Source organism: Psychrobacter sp. PAMC 21119 (assembly GCF_000247495.1).
In the GTDB taxonomy this organism is placed as follows: domain Bacteria; phylum Pseudomonadota; class Gammaproteobacteria; order Pseudomonadales; family Moraxellaceae; genus Psychrobacter; species Psychrobacter glaciei.
This window is the reverse complement of sequence record NZ_AHVZ01000021.1, coordinates 44,906-61,818: the sequence shown is the minus strand read 5'-3', so window position 1 is coordinate 61,818 and position 16,913 is coordinate 44,906. Positions and strand designations below refer to the sequence as shown.

Here is a 16,913-nt window from a genome sequence, read left to right as displayed (position 1 = left end):
TGCTGCTGCACAAGCTGCTGCAGACAAAGCCAAAGCTGACGCTACCAAGGCGCAAGAAGCCTTGGCGGCCGCTGAAGAAGCTTTAGCAAATGCTGGTAATGGTGAAAATCAGCTAGCAGCCGCTCTAGAACGTGCCGCCGCCGCTGAAGCCGCAGAAGAAGCTGCATTAGAAGCCGCTGAGACTGCAAAAAATGCCAGAGCCGCTGCCGAGACTGCAAAAATAGCTGCAGAAACAGCTGCCAAAGCTGCGAAAGATGCAGCAGATAAAGCTGTTGGTGAGGCCAAAGTTGAAGCGGATAAAAAAGTAGCCGCAGCCAACCAACAAGTAGCCGATGCTAAAGTACGAGCGGATAAAGCTGAGATTGATGCTAACACTGCTAAAGCTGCAGAAGCTAAAGCTAAAACAGAAGCAGCGGAAGCTAAAGCCAAAGCCGACATAGCAGTGAAAGCAGCCAATGCCAAAACAGACCTTGCTAATCAACAGGCTGCAGATGCTCAAGCTCAAGCCCAAACTGAAAAACAAAAAGCCGCTGCTGCCCAAGCAGAGGCTGATAAAGCTAAAGGTGAGTTGGTAACAGCACAAGCCGACTTAGCCGCAGCCGAAAAAGCACTGGCAGATGCATTAGCTTCAGGTGGTGGTAACACCGAAGCCCTGCAAGCAGAAGTAGACCGTCGCCAAGCCGCCCTTGACGTGGCGAATGCTAAAATCATTGCTACCGAGCAAGCTCAAGCACAAGCCGCCGCTGCTGCCGCCGCTCAAGTCGCTGCTGCCCAATCTGCCCAACAAGCGGCTGAAGATGCCTTAGCAGCAGCTAAGATCAAGAATGCTCCTGAAGCGGAGAAGTCTGGTGCTCAATCTATCAACGTTGGTACATCAGTTGCCGGTCTTCCCGATTTCGTAGTAACGACACGTGATTTTGAAATTGGTGAAAATAATGTCATAGCTCGCGCTGACGTAGCTTCTGGAGATCTACTGCCCAAAGTTGACGTCAATATTTCAGGTGAAGGAGATACCGAGCTTGCCAACGGTTTCAAGAGCCATGATGACAATACTTCTATCACAACAGCTTTAGGTGAGTTGCCATTAGAATACACCTCAGTCTATAAAGACTATGGTAATGACATGCGCGTCGGTCATATTGATGGTGCAGCAAACCTACAAGGCACTGACATTCCTGTAAATGGCGTAGCTGTCGTTGGTAATGCCACCCAAGCTGCCAACATGCCGACGGAAGGTAAGGTTGGCTACACAGGAGATGCCACTTATCGCAAGCTGGGCATCGGTAATGACATCGAGTTTGGTAAATCAGTATTTACCGCAGACTTTGTCGCTCAAAACGTCAAAGGCGATCTCACCTTCGATAAAGCCGGTAAGATTGGTTTAACAGCGGGTATCAATGGTAATCAGTTCTCAGGTACTGCTGCTGACAATGCCGGATATAACACTGAAGGTGGATTCTTTGGCGGTGACGCTCAGTATCTAGGCGGTGTCTACGAAGGGAAAGGAGCTCAAGGTACTTATGGTGCAAAGAGTGACAAACAAACCGCAGCAGAAAAAGCTGCTGACAAAGCGCAAGCTGATGTTAAAACAGCTCAAGCGGCAACCGCTGCTGCACAGGCACAAGTTGCTGCTGCACAAGCTGCTGCAGACAAAGCCAAAGCTGACGCTACCAAGGCGCAAGAAGCCTTGGCGGCCGCTGAAGAAGCTTTAGCAAATGCTGGTACAGGAGATGGCGGTCTTGCTGCTGCATTGGCTCGTGCTGAAGCCGCCGAAGCTGCAGAAGACGCTGCATTAGAAGCTGCTTCTACAGCCGACGCTGCCCGAATTGCTGCGCAAACGGCTCAACTGGCTGCCGAACAGGCTCAAATTTCGGCTGAAAAAGTGGCTGAAAAAGCAGTAGGGGATGCCCAAGCACAAAAAGAGGCTAAAGAAAAAGCACTGCAGGCTCAAGCAGTAGCAGAGAGCGCCAAAGCTGTGGCAGAAGCGGCTAAGATTGAAGCAGAGAATGCTAAAACTGAAGCTTTAAATGCTAAAGTGAGCGCTGAAGTAGCAAGAGATGAAGCCGTAGCGAGAGCAGAGGCTGCGGAAGATGAAGCGTTAGAAGCCGCTAATAAATTTACGGCTCCAGATTCAAGAGTATCGGGTTTCCAAAGTACTTCTGTAGGCTCTGATGACGGAATTTTTGACAACAACTCCAATAGCTATGACCAATTGAAAGTTTATGCTAACGAAGTTGATGGCAGAGCTTCCCTAAAACCAATTGATGTGAAGTTAAGAGGCGCAAATGATGGCGCTGCTGACAACACTTATGGTACAGGCAATAACGGTTTCAAAGAGTACAAAGGTAGCACGTCATTTGAAGGTCGTTTGGGGGGTACTATTCACAATCGAGATATGAATTACTCTTCAGTGTATAAAAACTTTGATAACCAAATGCAGATTGGACATTTAGAAGGTGACATCAAAAATGGCATATTGTATAAGAGCCATTTGTCTAATACCTATGTCCAAGGTAATGCCACCAACCTTGGTGATATGGACAAATTAGCCAACGTAAATGAAGGTAAGGCCAATTATGAAGGAGTGGCTACCTATGCAGAAGGTGGAAAAGTCGCAGTCGACGGTACTTCTAAGTTCGATGTTGACTTTGTCGCCAAATCAGTGAAAGGCGAGTTGGACTTTGCTGACAAGCAGGTTGATATCAATGCGACTATCTCCAATAATACCTTTGCTAGTGAGCAAGGTTCTGCTGTCAATACTGTCGGTGGTTTCTACGGTAAAGGTGCTAGCCTACTAGGCGGTGTCTACGAAAGAGAGACTAAAGATAACTATATCAAAGGTACTTATGGTGCTTCTAAAGTAGATCCAACAGTTGAGGTAGTGCCTGACCCAACAGAATCTAAAATGACTGGATTCCAATCTACGGCGCTGAGTAGTAAAGAGAAAACGCTACCACTGGGTCAAGGTCAGCTTGATAATGCTATCGGCTATGTTGAAATTCGCGACGATAAATCGGCTTGGACTGAACTAAAAATAGAAAATGGTTCTGAGGTGCCAGTAGATAATCGCAAAGGTGATAACTTTACTAGCTTCAGTAAAGGCAAAGTGCTTGCCGACATGGTCAAACCAGATACTGTATTAGAGCCTATCACTGTCAATTTGACGGCTGCAAGTGGTGAGCAGAAAGTTGAAGCAGGTAGAGGTAGTTTGAATCCAACTTACCAATATAACGCTGTCTACAAGAACTTTGATTCACAGATGCAAGTCGGTCATGTTTATGGCAATTTAAACTCAATTGCAGGAGATGTCTCACGCGCTGCTAATGTCTATGTAGAAGGTTATTTAACTTCTCAAGCAGGTATGGAAAGTCTTAAGAATGTTAACGCAGGTAAGGCGCAATACCAAGGTATGGCAACTTATATTGAAAACATTCATTTGGCTGACAATGCATCTACCGCTCCAATCAATGGGACTTCTGCTTTCAATATCGACTTCGTTAATGGCTCAGTGGATGGTACGCTCTCATTTACTGGTACGGGCTATAAGTACATGCCGGCTGGCAACGAAATAAAAATCGATGCCGATATTACAGGAAACACCTTTGCTGGCAATAAAAATGGCATTGACACCGCTGGCGGTTTTTACGGTAAAGAGGCTCAGTTCTTAGGGGGTATTTATCAAGATGCTTCCGTACCAGGCGGTAGCGGTGATGTTGCTGGAACAGGTACCAAATTCCAAGGAACCTTTGGTGCTGAAAAGCAATAAATCACTGTGACTATATAGAGTAAAGAAAAAGCGTCCTGGGGCGCTTTTTCTCTCGCTTAAACCATTAAAATCCCTTAGGATAATTAAGTTTGGAAATTTACAGATCGTAATTTGGTAAGGATACCTATGAACAATCGATATATACGTAAACCTTTAACAGCTTCAATTCTGCTATCTATAATGGCTTTTCCTCTATCGGTTATGGCAGCAGAGCCCGTATTAGAAGAGATAGAACCAGAGCTTGACCAAGCTGCCGAACTCCTCAAGCGTGAGAACCAAACCGCTGTATCAGATCCTACAGCACCTTCTACCGTTGTCTCGGATACAGAGGCTCAACGTGCTATCAGAAGTCGTCAGCAACTTGCTGCCGCCACCGCTTACAATTTAGAAGCCTTAAAAGCCAATCCAGCAGCATTTAGCAAGTATTTAAACGATGCGTTGGCTGCACAGGATATGGTAACCGTCAAAGAATTATTGCCGCATTATAAAGCACTAGAAACCAATGACCCGATGCTTATTAATTTTGCTGATGCACTCGTATATCGTAGTGAAGCTAAAAACAAGCAAGCCATCGCCATCTATCGTAATATGCTAGCGGCAGACCCAGACTTCCACCCAGTACGCCTGAATATGGCATTGGCTCTGCAAGCAGACAAACAGTATGCCGCCGCGAAAGACCAATTCTTAAAGCTACAATCAGTCGACTTACCGGCACCTGTTATGGCTAGGGTTCAAGGCTCATTGGCTCAGATAAACAGTCTCGAAAACTGGCGTTTTGATGCCTCTGCCAGCTACGTCAAAGATGATAACATCAATGATGCGCCATCAAAGACTATCCAATCTCAATTAGGCAACTCAGTTGAGCAGAAGTCAGCCAATGGTATTCAAGTATCAGCCAGTGCAAACAAACGCTTTAATTTACCCGATAATTTTTATGCCACGGTGGGTGGTAATGCCTCACTAAAAGGCTATTGGGATGAGACTGACTATAACGACTATTTATTCACGGCTTCTGCTGGTGTCGGTTATGATGATGCCAAAAATGATATTTCCCTCACGCCATTTGTGACTAAACGATACTATGATGAAGAGCCATATAGTCTACGTAAAGGCGTCACTGTTAGTGGTTCTCGCTGGGTAAAACCTAAGCTGAAGCTATCAGCGACTGGCATTTTATCTAAAGAAACGTTTGAAGATGACGACAATAAAAATCGCGAGACTGATGGACAGTTTTTGGGTCTAAATGCATTCTATATTAAAGATGCCAAAGAATACTTTTATGGTGGTCTTGGTAATTATCAAAACGACGTACCCAAATCTAGCATTATCAGCTATGACCGCAACTCTGTAAACGTTGGTTGGGGTCGTGAGTGGAAGCGAGGTATTTCTACCCTAACGACAGTAGGCTACGCTGTAAAAGAGTATGATGATCCAGCGGATGCTTACCCAGCAGGTAGTGGTGCTTTAAATGGTTACTACAATGCTGTCGGTGGTAAAGTTGGCTCGACAAGAGAAGACAAGACCACCTCATTAGGCTTACAAGTCTGGAAGCGTGACTTGACTCTATATGGTCTGACACCGCGACTGGTATTTGATTATGACCAAACCTCAAGTAACTTTGATTATTATGATGATCGCGATGAGAAGTCGGCAACCATATTGTTAACCAAGACCTTTTAATACCTTATAGCTAGGGCGTGTATTTAGCTAGGGCATGTATTCATCTCCATTGCTATTCTTAAGGTGAGAACACACCCTAATATAATTGCTCATAATAAAAAACCTCGCCAATCATGGCGAGGTTTTTTTTGATAGTGATAAGATTATTTACTTATTTATTAAGGTTCAGTTCCATTTCTTCAAACTTAGCAGTTACTGAAGGTTTTGGACCGCCAGTCATAATACTAACCGCGAAGATAGCAATGGTACTTAAGATGAAGCCTGGAACGATAGCATATAACCAGCTATTTAATGCCATACCATTCATCTCGAAAGGACCATAGATCCACAGGATAACAGTTAAGGCACCAATTACCATACCAGCGACCGCACCGTTACGGTTCATACCGCGCCAGATTAGGCTGAAGATAACCAAGGGTCCGAATGCTGCACCAAATCCTGCCCAAGCGTTAGAAACTAAGCTCAATACTGAGCTATCGGGATCAGAGGCGAGCAAGATAGATACGATGGCTACCGCTACAACCGAGATACGACCCACTAGTACTTGGCGTGCTTCAGGAGCATCTTTATCGAAGAATAGCTTGTAGACATCTTTAGTCAGCGAGCTTGATACCACCAATAGCTGCGATGAAATGGTACTCATAATCGCAGCTAAAATAGCGGCTAATAAGAACCCTGAAACCAGCGGTGTGAATAAAAACTGTGTAAAGACTAAGAATATGGTCTCAGGATCATCCAAGGTCATTGCGGTTTTCTGTACATAAGCACGACCAGCAAAACCTGTCATTAAAGAACCAATTAAGCTGACAACCATCCAGCTCATACCGATATTACGGGCCATTGGTACGTCTTTGACCGAACGTATCGCCATAAAACGAACGATGATATGTGGTTGACCAAAGTAGCCAAGCCCCCATGCCATTAATGAGATAATACCAATAATAGTCATGCCACTGGTGACATCTAATAAACTTGGATCAATGTTTCGAACGGCTTCAGTCGTTGCTGATATACCGCCAAGATCTGTAAAGGCAACAACTGGTACGATCACCATTGCAAATAACATGATGACGCCCTGTACAAAGTCAGTCATCGATACCGCTAAGAAACCACCGAATAGGGTATAGGCAACGACGACACCAGCAGTTACCCACAGACCCGTGCTATATGATAAGTTGAGTGAGCTTTCGAAGAGTTTACCACCACCTACTAGACTTGCGGCGGTATAAACGGTGAAAAATAAGATGATAACGATTGCTGATATGACACGCAGCATGTGCGATTTATCTTCAAAGCGGTTGGCGAAATAGTCCGGCAAGGTAATCGCATTGTCAGCGACTTCGGTATAAACGCGAAGGCGCGGTGCCACAATGATATAGTTCAATAAGGCACCTAGTGTCAAACCAAGTGCGATCCACATACTTACGACACCATCGGCATACATATAGCCTGGTAGGCCAAGGAGCAACCAACCTGACATGTCCGACGCCCCTGCTGATAATGCAGTGACTGCGGGACCTAAATTACGTCCTCCTAACATGTAGCCTTCAGTATCATTGGCTTGCTTAAAATAAGCGTAAATGCCAATCCCAATCATCACTAAGAAGTAGGCGCCCAACGATATCAGCACGCCACTAGAAATCCCATTCATATAAACTGTCCTTAACCAACGTTGTTGGCTGTAATTATTTTTAACTATATAAAATTAAGTCATCACAAGATGATGTTTATAAACAATATTTAAAGACAAAAAAAGCCATTAAGTAGGACATAATGGCTTTTGACTTTTAGTCAGTATTTTCTGTTAGTTTTATATGATTGATACTGTTTTAAAAGTAATATTCATAAAATAGTGATTAGAGGACAACAAGCGTGGCTCAATCGCAATCTTGTCTATCGCCCTTATCTGCTAGTTTTTTACAAATGCTACTCACTTATATAATCAATCATTTAAAACCATTAAACCTACTGTTTACCATCATATATTACTCGAAGTCTTCAAAATATGACTATCAGTGTTATTCTGGTAAATTTATGTTATAGAAAACAAAGCCAAACGCATTATAACGTATGGCTGTTAAAAATGCGAACAACTGAGCTTGGCTTTGTAACGTAAGGTTTTATACAAAGCCAATAAAGGTTTCAAACAATCATTTGCTACTTACTAAAAGCCGTTTAATCAATTGGGGCAAGCAAGTCTAATAAGGCAGTCACGCTACTAGAGCGAGTCAGCTTTGGATTGATAACCACACCGAGGTAACGCTGTAGCTCAATATTATCTGCCATATTGATACGCTCTAAATCTTGACTGACTAGGGTTTGAGGCAATACTGACCATCCTAGGCCAACAGAAACCAACATCCGAATGGACTCAAGTGGGTTGGTACTCATGGTGGCGTAAGGTTTTAGATTATGCTTAGCAAACTCAGCTAAGGTAATTTGGCTGGTAAAAGTATTGGCAGAGGGCAAAATAGCAGGATAGCGGGCCAATTGCTCTAAAGTGACATTGGCTTTGGTCGCTAAAGGCGATAATGTGCCGGTCATAAAGTAGAGTGGGTCTGACCAAAGCGTGTGATACGTCAAACGCTTATCGTAGACAGGTGGCAACGTTAGGAATGCTAATGATAAGTCACCATCTAACACCGCCTTGTGCGCCGTTTCAGAGTCGACAAAATGAACTTCTAACTGCACCGCAGGATAGGCTTGAATAAAGTGCTTGAGCACAGGAGCCAAATGATGCAAGCCAATATGGTGGCTGGTACCAATGACCAATTTACCCGACACGATGTGCTGAGAGTGTTGTAAATTGATTTTGAAGTTCTCATAATCATCGAGCCAGCGCTTGGCGTGCGGCAGCATTTCACTAGCGGCTTGAGTCGGCACAATACCGCGACCGACCGTATCAAACAACGTAATGTTAAATTCATCTTCTAAATTTTTGATGCGCTTACTGACGGCAGGCTGAGTAATAAAGAGCTTTTCTGCTGCGCCTGAGATGCTGCCTGTGTGCATAACAGTGACGAATGTCGTCAAATTCGTGGTATTCAAACCGATGTCCTTAGCTGCGTAGCGAGCTATAAATAAAAGTTGGCTGACCTAGTCACAATGTATTAGAAATAAAAGTTTGCGACTACGTAAAAATCATCAATTATTATTATAGGATTAGCCTGCTATAATCACAAGGTATCAAGACGTATTTATTCTATTAACTTGGTAATTAGCCGTCTAACGCCTGTATTGATGGCCAGTTTTATCAATTTACCTGAAAACTCATCAATTGGTGTTGATATAGATGTTCAACAGACCCTAAGTTTATTATGAAAGGCGTCAGTAACATAACGCCACTTTATGAATAAAATGCGTGTCTTTAGATAAAAATATTCAATAATAACCTTGCTTGCTGTTGTGTGAGCGGGTAAATAGATTCAGTGATTAGCAACTAATAAAGGATAGCAACATGGCCGGTCAAACGTTATATGACAAACTTTGGAATGCTCATGAAGTCACCAAGCGTGATGATGGTTCGAGCCTGATTTATATCGACCGCCATCTACTGCATGAAGTAACGAGTCCACAAGCCTTTGAAGGTCTGGATTTGGCCAATAGAGCGCCATGGCGTCTGTCGGCTAACATCGCTAGCCCCGATCACAATGTGCCAACGGTGACCAAGGAGCGTTTAGAAGGCGTCGCGGGTATCAAGGATAAAGTGTCGCGTTTACAAGTACTCACCTTAGATGACAATTGTACTAAGTTTGATATTGCTGAATTTACCATCAATGATGCCCGTCAAGGTATCTTGCATGTGGTTGGCCCTGAGCAAGGTTTGGTTTTACCTGGTATGACCGTGGTTTGTGGTGATTCGCATACTGCAACCCACGGTGCACTTGGTTGTTTGGCGCATGGTATCGGCACATCAGAAGTCGAGCATGTGTTGGCAACGCAGTGTTTGATTCAAAAGAAATCAAAAAATATGCAAATCCGTGTCACGGGTAAGCTTGGCGCTGGCGTGACCTCAAAAGATGTGGTACTTGCTATTATTGCCAAAATTGGTACCGCTGGCGGGACAGGGCATGCCATCGAATTTGCAGGGCAAGTCTTTGAAGACATGAGTATGGAAGGTCGCATGACTGTCTGTAACATGGCAATCGAAGCGGGTGCTCGCGTTGGTATGGTCGCGGTCGATGGCACGACCATTGATTACGTCAAAGGCCGTCCTTATGCACCAACCACTGAGCAGTGGGAGCAAGCGGAAGCTTACTGGCGTACCTTGTATTCAGATGATGACGCAGTATTTGATACGGTGGTTGAGCTGGATGGTAGTCAAATAGCACCACAAGTCTCTTGGGGCACCTCTCCTGAAATGGTTGTTGATATCACACAGTCAGTACCGACGCCTGATCAAGCCGCTGATGAAGCGCAAGAAGAAGGCTGGTTACGTGCTTATACCTATATGGGTTTAGATGCTGGCCAAAAAATCACTGACATCCAGCTTGATCGTATCTTTATTGGTTCGTGTACCAATTCGCGTATCGAAGATTTGCGCGATGCCGCCGCCGTGATTAAAGGTCGTAAAGTCGCGGACAATATTAAAGAAGCCATCGTCGTGGCGGGTTCTGGTCAAGTTAAACTACAAGCCGAAGCAGAAGGCTTGGATGCTCTGTTTACTGAGGCTGGTTTTGAATGGCGCGAGCCGGGTTGCTCGATGTGCCTTGCCATGAATGCCGATAAACTTGAGCCACAAGAGCATTGCGCTTCAACCTCTAACCGTAACTTCGAAGGTCGTCAGGGCAATGGTGGTCGTACGCATTTGGTCAGTCCAGCAATGGCCGCCGCCGCCGCATTGGCAGGTCACTTTGTCGATGTGCGTACGTTTTAATTCTACATTTCTATAGAGCATAAAAATGAAAAGGCTGTTTGTTTTATTTTGCTTATTGAGTAGCGCTCAGTTAGCGATGGCTCTTGAATACTGTAATGCAAAATTCGCCTACTGTATCGATGTGCCTAACCAATTAAAATGGCTACCCGAGGCAGATAATGGAGATGGACGCCATTTTAAGTTGTCCAATTCCAATGCCGATATTTTAATCTTTGGCAGTTATACACCAAATGTCTTCTTTTATACAGATAGCGATTATCTGAAAGAGAAGCAACATCGATATAAGACAGATACCACAGTTACTTACGAGCTTTTAAAAGATAACACCTATACAGTAAGCGGCTACAGAGAAAACGGTCAAGTTTTCTATCATGTTATTAAGGTTGATGACGGTAAGGAAGCGGTCCTACACCTGAACTATTCCAAAAATGAAACGGGTAGGATGACTAAGATAGTCAAGCAAATGGCACGCTCTTTTGAGCTGTATTAAGCAGCCAGAAAATTTTACGTTAGTAATCGATATTTTAAGGAAAAACCATGCAAGCTTATAACACCCAAACAGGTATCGTTTGCCCACTCGATCGCGCAAACGTCGATACCGACCAAATCATTGCAAAGCAGTTTTTAAAGTCTATTAAACGTACTGGCTTTGGTGTCAATCTATTTGATGATTGGCGCTATCTAGACGAAGGCTATCCGGGTCAAGACAATAGCACGCGAGTGATTAACCCAGACTTTGTATTGAATAAGCCACGTTACCAAGGCGCGACTATCTTACTGGCACGCCGCAACTTTGGTTGTGGTTCTAGTCGTGAGCATGCACCGTGGGCATTGTCAGAATACGGCTTTCGTACGGTGATCGCGCCAAGCTTTGCCGATATTTTTTATAACAACTGTTTTAAAAATGGCATGCTACCAATTGTCTTGGACGAGGCAATTGTAGATACCCTAATGAAAGATACGCTTGCTAACGAAGGCTATGAGCTAACCGCCGATCTTGAGCGCCAAGTGGTCGTTACTTCAACTGGGGAAGAGTATCCTTTCGAAGTTGATGAATTTCGCAAACATTGCTTGCTAAATGGGTTGGATGATATCGGCTTAACGCTACAGCAAAGTGATGCTATCAAAGACTACGAGCATCAAATGATGCAAAAAACGCCTTGGATATTCAATCAAGTACGTGCGTAGAGAGTAACTCATAGACCAGTGGCTATAAAAAACCGATGAACAATAGTAACGCAGCGTTGAGTTATCGTGATGAACTGGCTAGAATGAAGGGTAATTTATCTTCCATATTAAATAGTAGCCGTCATTATGAATAAACAACGTTATGCTGTCTGGACAAGTATGGCTGTCGCTGTAAGCTTATTGTTAACAGGCTGTCAGTCATTGACGGGTTATAAACAAATAGACAAGGCAGATAGTGCCAAGGTACGAGTGGGAAATATTCAACCTATCACGGGTGAGGTGAATATTTCTTGCATAGGCACCTACCACTGCGAAATTGTGCAGATAGATAAAACCTTAGTGATTGCACCGGATACCCACGAGCCGGTGAGTCCTGACATGCTGGTTATTATGCCTATAAATAAAACCGATCAGCGGGCACGAGCACAGATGAACATCGACATGACGCTACTTGCTAATGAAAGTGCTGTTAAAATCGTTCCGTTGTCTGCTTCTGGTATGCCAGGACTGACCAATTACTACGCGCGGGTGAAACCTGCAAAACGCGAAGTACAGGTGAATTTCTATCCAGAAAATAACGTCGGCTATGTTGAACGTTTTGCGATTATTCATGATTTCGTCGAGCCAGGCACCTATCAGTTACATGCTTATCAAAAAAAATCTAGCGACAACTCAGGGAGCTTGTTAGACACGGCATCGCCTGAGCCTTTATGCATTGAGTTGTCGCAAGACAGTAATTTGCAGCGGCGCTTTTGTAAACAGCTGGGCGCTGAGCATCAAGGGGAATTTGTAGAGACCAGTATTATTGAGAAAAAGACCACTCCATTAAAAGCCGTGGCTTGATACCTAGACTCTCAATTGGATGCTTCTACAAAACCTAGCTTAATTAAAGACAACAACCTCTTCTGTGATGGCTATCATTATTGATGGTAGCTTATTATCGATAGTGGTGGTCTTATAGAAGACGGTAATACAGCGCTATCAGTACCTATTATAAAAACTTACTTACCCAAAAGGATCATTATGGCAACGATTTTAACATTAGCGGGCGATGGTATTGGCCCTGAGATCATGACTCAAGCTGTTGATGTGCTCGAAGCGATTAATAAGAAATTTTCGTTAGGTTTGACCCTTGAATCTGGGTTAATCGGTGGGGTGGCAGTCGATGCAACGGGTGAGCCTTTACCAGATGAGACACTAGCACGTGCGCGTGCTGCTGATGCCGTATTACTAGGTGCAGTTGGTGGACCTAAATGGGATGGTATCGAGCGTAGCAAACGCCCTGAGCGTGGTCTGCTTAAAATTCGTAGTGAGCTGGGTTTGTTTGCCAATCTACGTGTGGCAAAGCTGTATCCGCAGCTTGTCAATGCCTCTAGTATCAAGCCTGAGATTATCTCAGGTCTCGATTTACTGATTGTCCGTGAATTGACAGGCGGTATTTATTTTGGTGAGCCACGTGGTATCCGCACGTTGGAAAACGGCGAGCAACAAGGCTATAACACCATGGTGTATAGCACCAGTGAGATTCAGCGTATCGGTAAGGTCGCCTTTGAATTGGCGCAAACACGCGCACAGGCAGCAGGTACGCCAGCCAAAGTTTGCTCGGTAGATAAAGCCAATGTCCTAGAAGTCACTGAGCTGTGGAAGCAGACAATGATTGAGATGCAGCAAGCGGACTATAGCGATGTGGCGTTATCACACATGTATGCTGACAATGCTTGTATGCAGCTGATCAAAAATCCCAAACAGTTTGATGTCATGGTGACGGGCAACATGTTCGGCGATATCTTGTCTGATGAAGCCGCTATGTTGACAGGCTCTATCGGGATGCTACCGTCTGCCAGTCTTGATGCCGCTGGTAAAGGTATGTATGAGCCATGTCATGGTTCAGCCCCTGATATTGCTGGTCAAGACAAAGCCAATCCATTAGCTACGATTCTTTCAGTCGCGATGATGCTACGCTATACCTTTAAGCAAGAACAAGCTGCCCAAGCGATTGAGCAGGCCGTCAGTGATGTTCTTGATGATGGTTTGCGCACCCTTGATATTCTAGATGCCAGTGAAGCCGCCTTAAAACAAATAGGCTGCAAAGAAATGGGGCAAGCGGTGTTGGCTAAATTGGTATAAAAAACCACGCTAATAGCTGCTAAGGTTTCTACCATATTTTAGCTGTCTTATTTCGAGATCAACTCCCATAAATTGCTTAGCAGTTTATGGGTTTTTTATGCGCCAAGGATTTAACCACTTTTAGCCCATTTAGATCGCTATCGGTTGAATTGAGGACACGCCCTAATAATGTTAGTAAAATGGACGTCTTATTAACACAGACACCGCAGGATAAGGCGCTTAGTAACATAAAGATATTATATGCTCACAAGAGAATATGGCAATATGAGTAGCTTATCAGTAAGCAATAATAACTTTTATTCATGCAAAGACTGCTCATAAAGAATTAAAACGATAGAGATCAATAGTAGATTAGAGCAATAAAACTTGATAAAGAAATTTTGATAAGGCAAATAATAATTTTAGGAGCACCACATGTATCAATTGACAAAAATAAGCACTGCGTTATTGGCGATCGGTTTATCAACCACTATTTTCATAGGTCAAAGCGTGGCAGCAACCACTGAAAATATGACAGCGACCGATGAAAGCACGCAATCAAGTAGCAGTAATAATGTTGTTAACACTAGCGATAGCACTAACAGCACTATTGCTAATGAATCTGCTACTAATAAGTCTGCTACCAATACACCTGCCATGGAAGCGACTGATAGTACAGTGAAAGATAAGTCCACTGACATGAGTCCAGTGACCAATAGCGTTAGTCAAAAGCTGACAGGCAAGAGTAAAACTACCGTATCACTGAATAAATTTTTACCCACGATTAAATATAGCACAGAAAATTTACCAGAGATTGCTCAAAAAGTGAATAGCGCCAATTGGCAGGCGGGGATGAATATTAATCGCAATACTGGCACCAAGCTACAAGCATTATTAAATTGGCAGCACAGTGGCGTGGGTCCTGTTGACGGCTATTGGGGCAAAAATACCCGCAAAGCCATGCAAGCATTTCAAAAAGCCAATGGCTTGACGGTCACAGAAACGCTGAATACAGAAACGTGGCAAGCATTAACTAAAAACGACAAGCTGATGGCGCAACCAGTATTGGTGAGCTATCAGCTGACTGAGGCGGATATTAATATTAAAACCACCACTATCCCAGCAGCGGCAAAAGAAAAAGCCAAGCTCGAGGGGATGTATTACGAAAGTGTGACCGAAGGGCTGGCAGAAAAATTTCATATTAGTGAAAAGTATCTAAAATCGCTCAATCCCACTGCCAGTTTTAGCGCAGGCGAAACCATCACCGTCTACAATCCTGGCAAACCTAATACCAAGCCTGTCAGCCGTGTGGTCGCTGATAGAGTGACCGAAACCCTCTATGCTTATGATGCGCAAGACAATTTGGTTGCCAGCTATCCAACTACTGTAGGTAGCACGGCAACACCATCGCCAACAGGCACGCATACCGTAGAAGTAAAAGTGCATGAGCCCAATTATACTTATACTGCTGATGACGGCAGTAAGGCGATTATTCCACCTGGCCCTAATAATCCTGTGGGAATGGTATGGATTGGGCTAAGCAAGCCCTCGTATGGTATTCATGGTTCGCCCGATCCTGCTCGTATCAGTCGCCAAGCCTCGGCAGGTTGCGTACGTTTGACCAACTGGGATGCGTTAGCGCTGCTAGGCGTCATTCAAAATGGGGCGACAGTAGAGTTTAAATAACGGTTCAGTATTAGGGCGTGTCCTCAATTTAAGCGATTGTATCTAAATGGGCTAAAAATGGCTAAATTTTGCCAAACATCGTCAAATAGCTGATTAATATCCCGATATTATTTGCACTATTTTCCTCGTTTGACGGCAATTTATCTCATTTTTATGACCATTTTTAAAATGAGGACACGCCCTAGAAAATCTTAAAAGCCATACAAAAAAATACCGCTGTTAAATAGCGGTATTTTTTATGGCAAAACCAGCGACTAGAATATGATAGGCAATAATGAGTAGGTTAGCAATGTCATTATTATTATCAGTTAAACCACTCAAGAATTTATATTAGCCAAAACCGTTTATTAATGAAACGTCTTGATACAAATGCTGTTATAACCATTCTAGTTGATAATCGTATTAGTTTTTGCCGCGATAAGTAATGCGACCTTTGGACAAATCATAAGGCGTCATTTCGACCTTAACTTTATCACCAGTCAAGATACGAATGTAATGCTTACGCATCTTACCTGAGATGTGCGCAATGATCTCGTGTCCGTTTTCTAAACGAACTTTAAACAATGTATTTGGAAGGGTATCAATAACTTCGCCTTCAAATTCAATAATCTCGTCTTTTGCCATAATTTGTATCAATCAATTAAAAATAAGCCGACATTATACGTAAGTTTGCTGATTAAAGCAATACAGCTATAGGTTTTTACTTGACAGCTTGTAACCGTTATGTATACCAGCTTATATCAATCTAGTCAGGTAAATTCAACCAAATGGGCGTCAGAGGGGCATCCGGTAATAACTGCTGGAAGCGTTCAGGATAGTAGGCGTTAATAAAATATAAACCATCTCCAGAGGCGGTAGGCGGTGCAATCGTACGGTCTTTTTTGGCTAAAATACGTAAAAAATCTGCCGGTTCTAGGTGGTGCTTGCCGATGGCATATAAGGTGCCCATCAAGTTACGCACCATGTGGTGCAAAAATCCATCTGCTTGGATGTCAAAAACGATAAACTGGCCATGAGCAAATAACCTAGCATGACTGACGGTTCGTACTGGCTGATTAGACTGACAAGCGGCCGCGCGGTAGCTACTGAAATCATGAATACCAACGATTTCGGCAGCAGCCAATTGCATCGCTGCCAAATCAAGTGGCTCATAGATGTGCGTTACTTGATGATTCAAAATAGCGGGGCGCTGTGCTTGATTAAGAGTGATATAACGATAGCGGCGAGCAATGGCACCAAAGCGTGCATGGAAGTCCGCTGGCATCGGTTGAATCCAGCGCAGGGCGATGTCATCGGGCAGCAGGCTATTGACGCCGCGCAACCAATTGTTTGAAGGTCGATAAGCGCGGGTAGTAAAATGGGCAATCATATTGCTGGCATGCACGCTGGCATCGGTGCGACCAGCAGCGATTACTTCTACCGGTTCGTTGGCGACCTTACCGATGGCAGTCTCTAGCGCTTGTTGGACGCCGAGCACTTCTCGTTGCCGCTGCCAGCCATGATAATGAGTACCCAAAAACTCAACCGCAATCGCTAAGGTATAAATGGGTGAATCTTCAGACGCTATATGCTTAATCTCAGTCATGGTGTGTTCAGAATGTATACAGTTGA

Annotated in this window: 12 protein-coding genes; 8 read left to right on the top strand and 4 right to left on the bottom strand. The window is 44.0% G+C overall.

The window, feature by feature from the left end; translation table 11 throughout:
• Together RH96_RS15065 and RH96_RS08635 are read left to right on the top strand one after the other, a co-directional pair.
• Positions 1-3,766, top strand: a 3,766-nt coding sequence (locus RH96_RS15065) for a transferrin-binding protein-like solute binding protein (RefSeq protein WP_010199860.1), incomplete at its 5' end; no start/stop codon positions are given.
• Positions 3,767-3,892: 126 nt separating this feature from the next.
• A complete protein-coding gene (locus RH96_RS08635) occupies positions 3,893-5,446 on the top strand; it encodes a surface lipoprotein assembly modifier (RefSeq protein WP_010199858.1) in 1,554 nt (517 codons plus the stop codon).
• A gap of 151 nt (positions 5,447-5,597) precedes the next feature.
• Here RH96_RS08635 and putP read toward each other — a convergent pair whose 3' ends face one another.
• Positions 5,598-7,097 (bottom strand): sodium/proline symporter PutP, encoded by a 1,500-nt coding sequence (gene putP, locus RH96_RS08630; RefSeq protein ID WP_010199855.1) that lies wholly within the window; start codon positions 7,095-7,097, stop codon positions 5,598-5,600.
• Between the two features lie 524 nt (positions 7,098-7,621).
• Positions 7,622-8,494, bottom strand: a complete 873-nt coding sequence (locus tag RH96_RS08625) for a LysR family transcriptional regulator (protein ID WP_010199853.1) — start codon at positions 8,492-8,494, stop codon at positions 7,622-7,624.
• Between the two features lie 409 nt (positions 8,495-8,903).
• Between RH96_RS08625 and leuC the strand changes: the two genes are divergently transcribed.
• The 6 genes from leuC (at position 8,904) to RH96_RS08595 (ending at position 15,302) form a co-directional block, all read left to right on the top strand.
• Positions 8,904-10,322, top strand: a complete 1,419-nt coding sequence (gene leuC / locus RH96_RS08620) for a 3-isopropylmalate dehydratase large subunit (protein ID WP_010199851.1) — start codon at positions 8,904-8,906, stop codon at positions 10,320-10,322.
• Between the two features lie 25 nt (positions 10,323-10,347).
• Entirely contained in the window at positions 10,348-10,812 is a 465-nt protein-coding gene (locus RH96_RS08615; protein ID WP_010199848.1) for a hypothetical protein, read from the top strand.
• A gap of 47 nt (positions 10,813-10,859) precedes the next feature.
• Positions 10,860-11,510, top strand: a complete 651-nt coding sequence (leuD, locus tag RH96_RS08610) for a 3-isopropylmalate dehydratase small subunit (RefSeq protein WP_010199844.1) — start codon at positions 10,860-10,862, stop codon at positions 11,508-11,510.
• A gap of 126 nt (positions 11,511-11,636) precedes the next feature.
• A complete protein-coding gene (locus RH96_RS08605; RefSeq protein ID WP_010199842.1) occupies positions 11,637-12,353 on the top strand; it encodes a hypothetical protein in 717 nt (238 codons plus the stop codon).
• Between the two features lie 180 nt (positions 12,354-12,533).
• Positions 12,534-13,637: a 3-isopropylmalate dehydrogenase gene (leuB, locus tag RH96_RS08600; protein ID WP_010199828.1), complete on the top strand. Its 1,104-nt coding sequence runs from the start codon at positions 12,534-12,536 to the stop codon at positions 13,635-13,637.
• A 414-nt stretch (positions 13,638-14,051) separates the two neighbouring features.
• The gene (locus RH96_RS08595) at positions 14,052-15,302 is read left to right on the top strand and encodes a L,D-transpeptidase family protein (protein WP_010199825.1); all 1,251 of its coding nucleotides are present in this window, start codon (positions 14,052-14,054) and stop codon (positions 15,300-15,302) included.
• 402 nt (positions 15,303-15,704) lie between these two features.
• Here the strand turns inward: RH96_RS08595 and infA are convergent, their stop codons facing one another.
• Positions 15,705-15,926, bottom strand: a complete 222-nt coding sequence (gene infA, locus RH96_RS08590) for a translation initiation factor IF-1 (protein ID WP_010199824.1) — start codon at positions 15,924-15,926, stop codon at positions 15,705-15,707.
• A 121-nt stretch (positions 15,927-16,047) separates the two neighbouring features.
• On the bottom strand, positions 16,048-16,887 hold the full coding sequence (gene truA, locus RH96_RS08585) for a tRNA pseudouridine(38-40) synthase TruA (protein ID WP_010199821.1): 840 nt from the start codon (positions 16,885-16,887) through the stop codon (positions 16,048-16,050).
• Positions 16,888-16,913 lie beyond the last annotated feature (26 nt).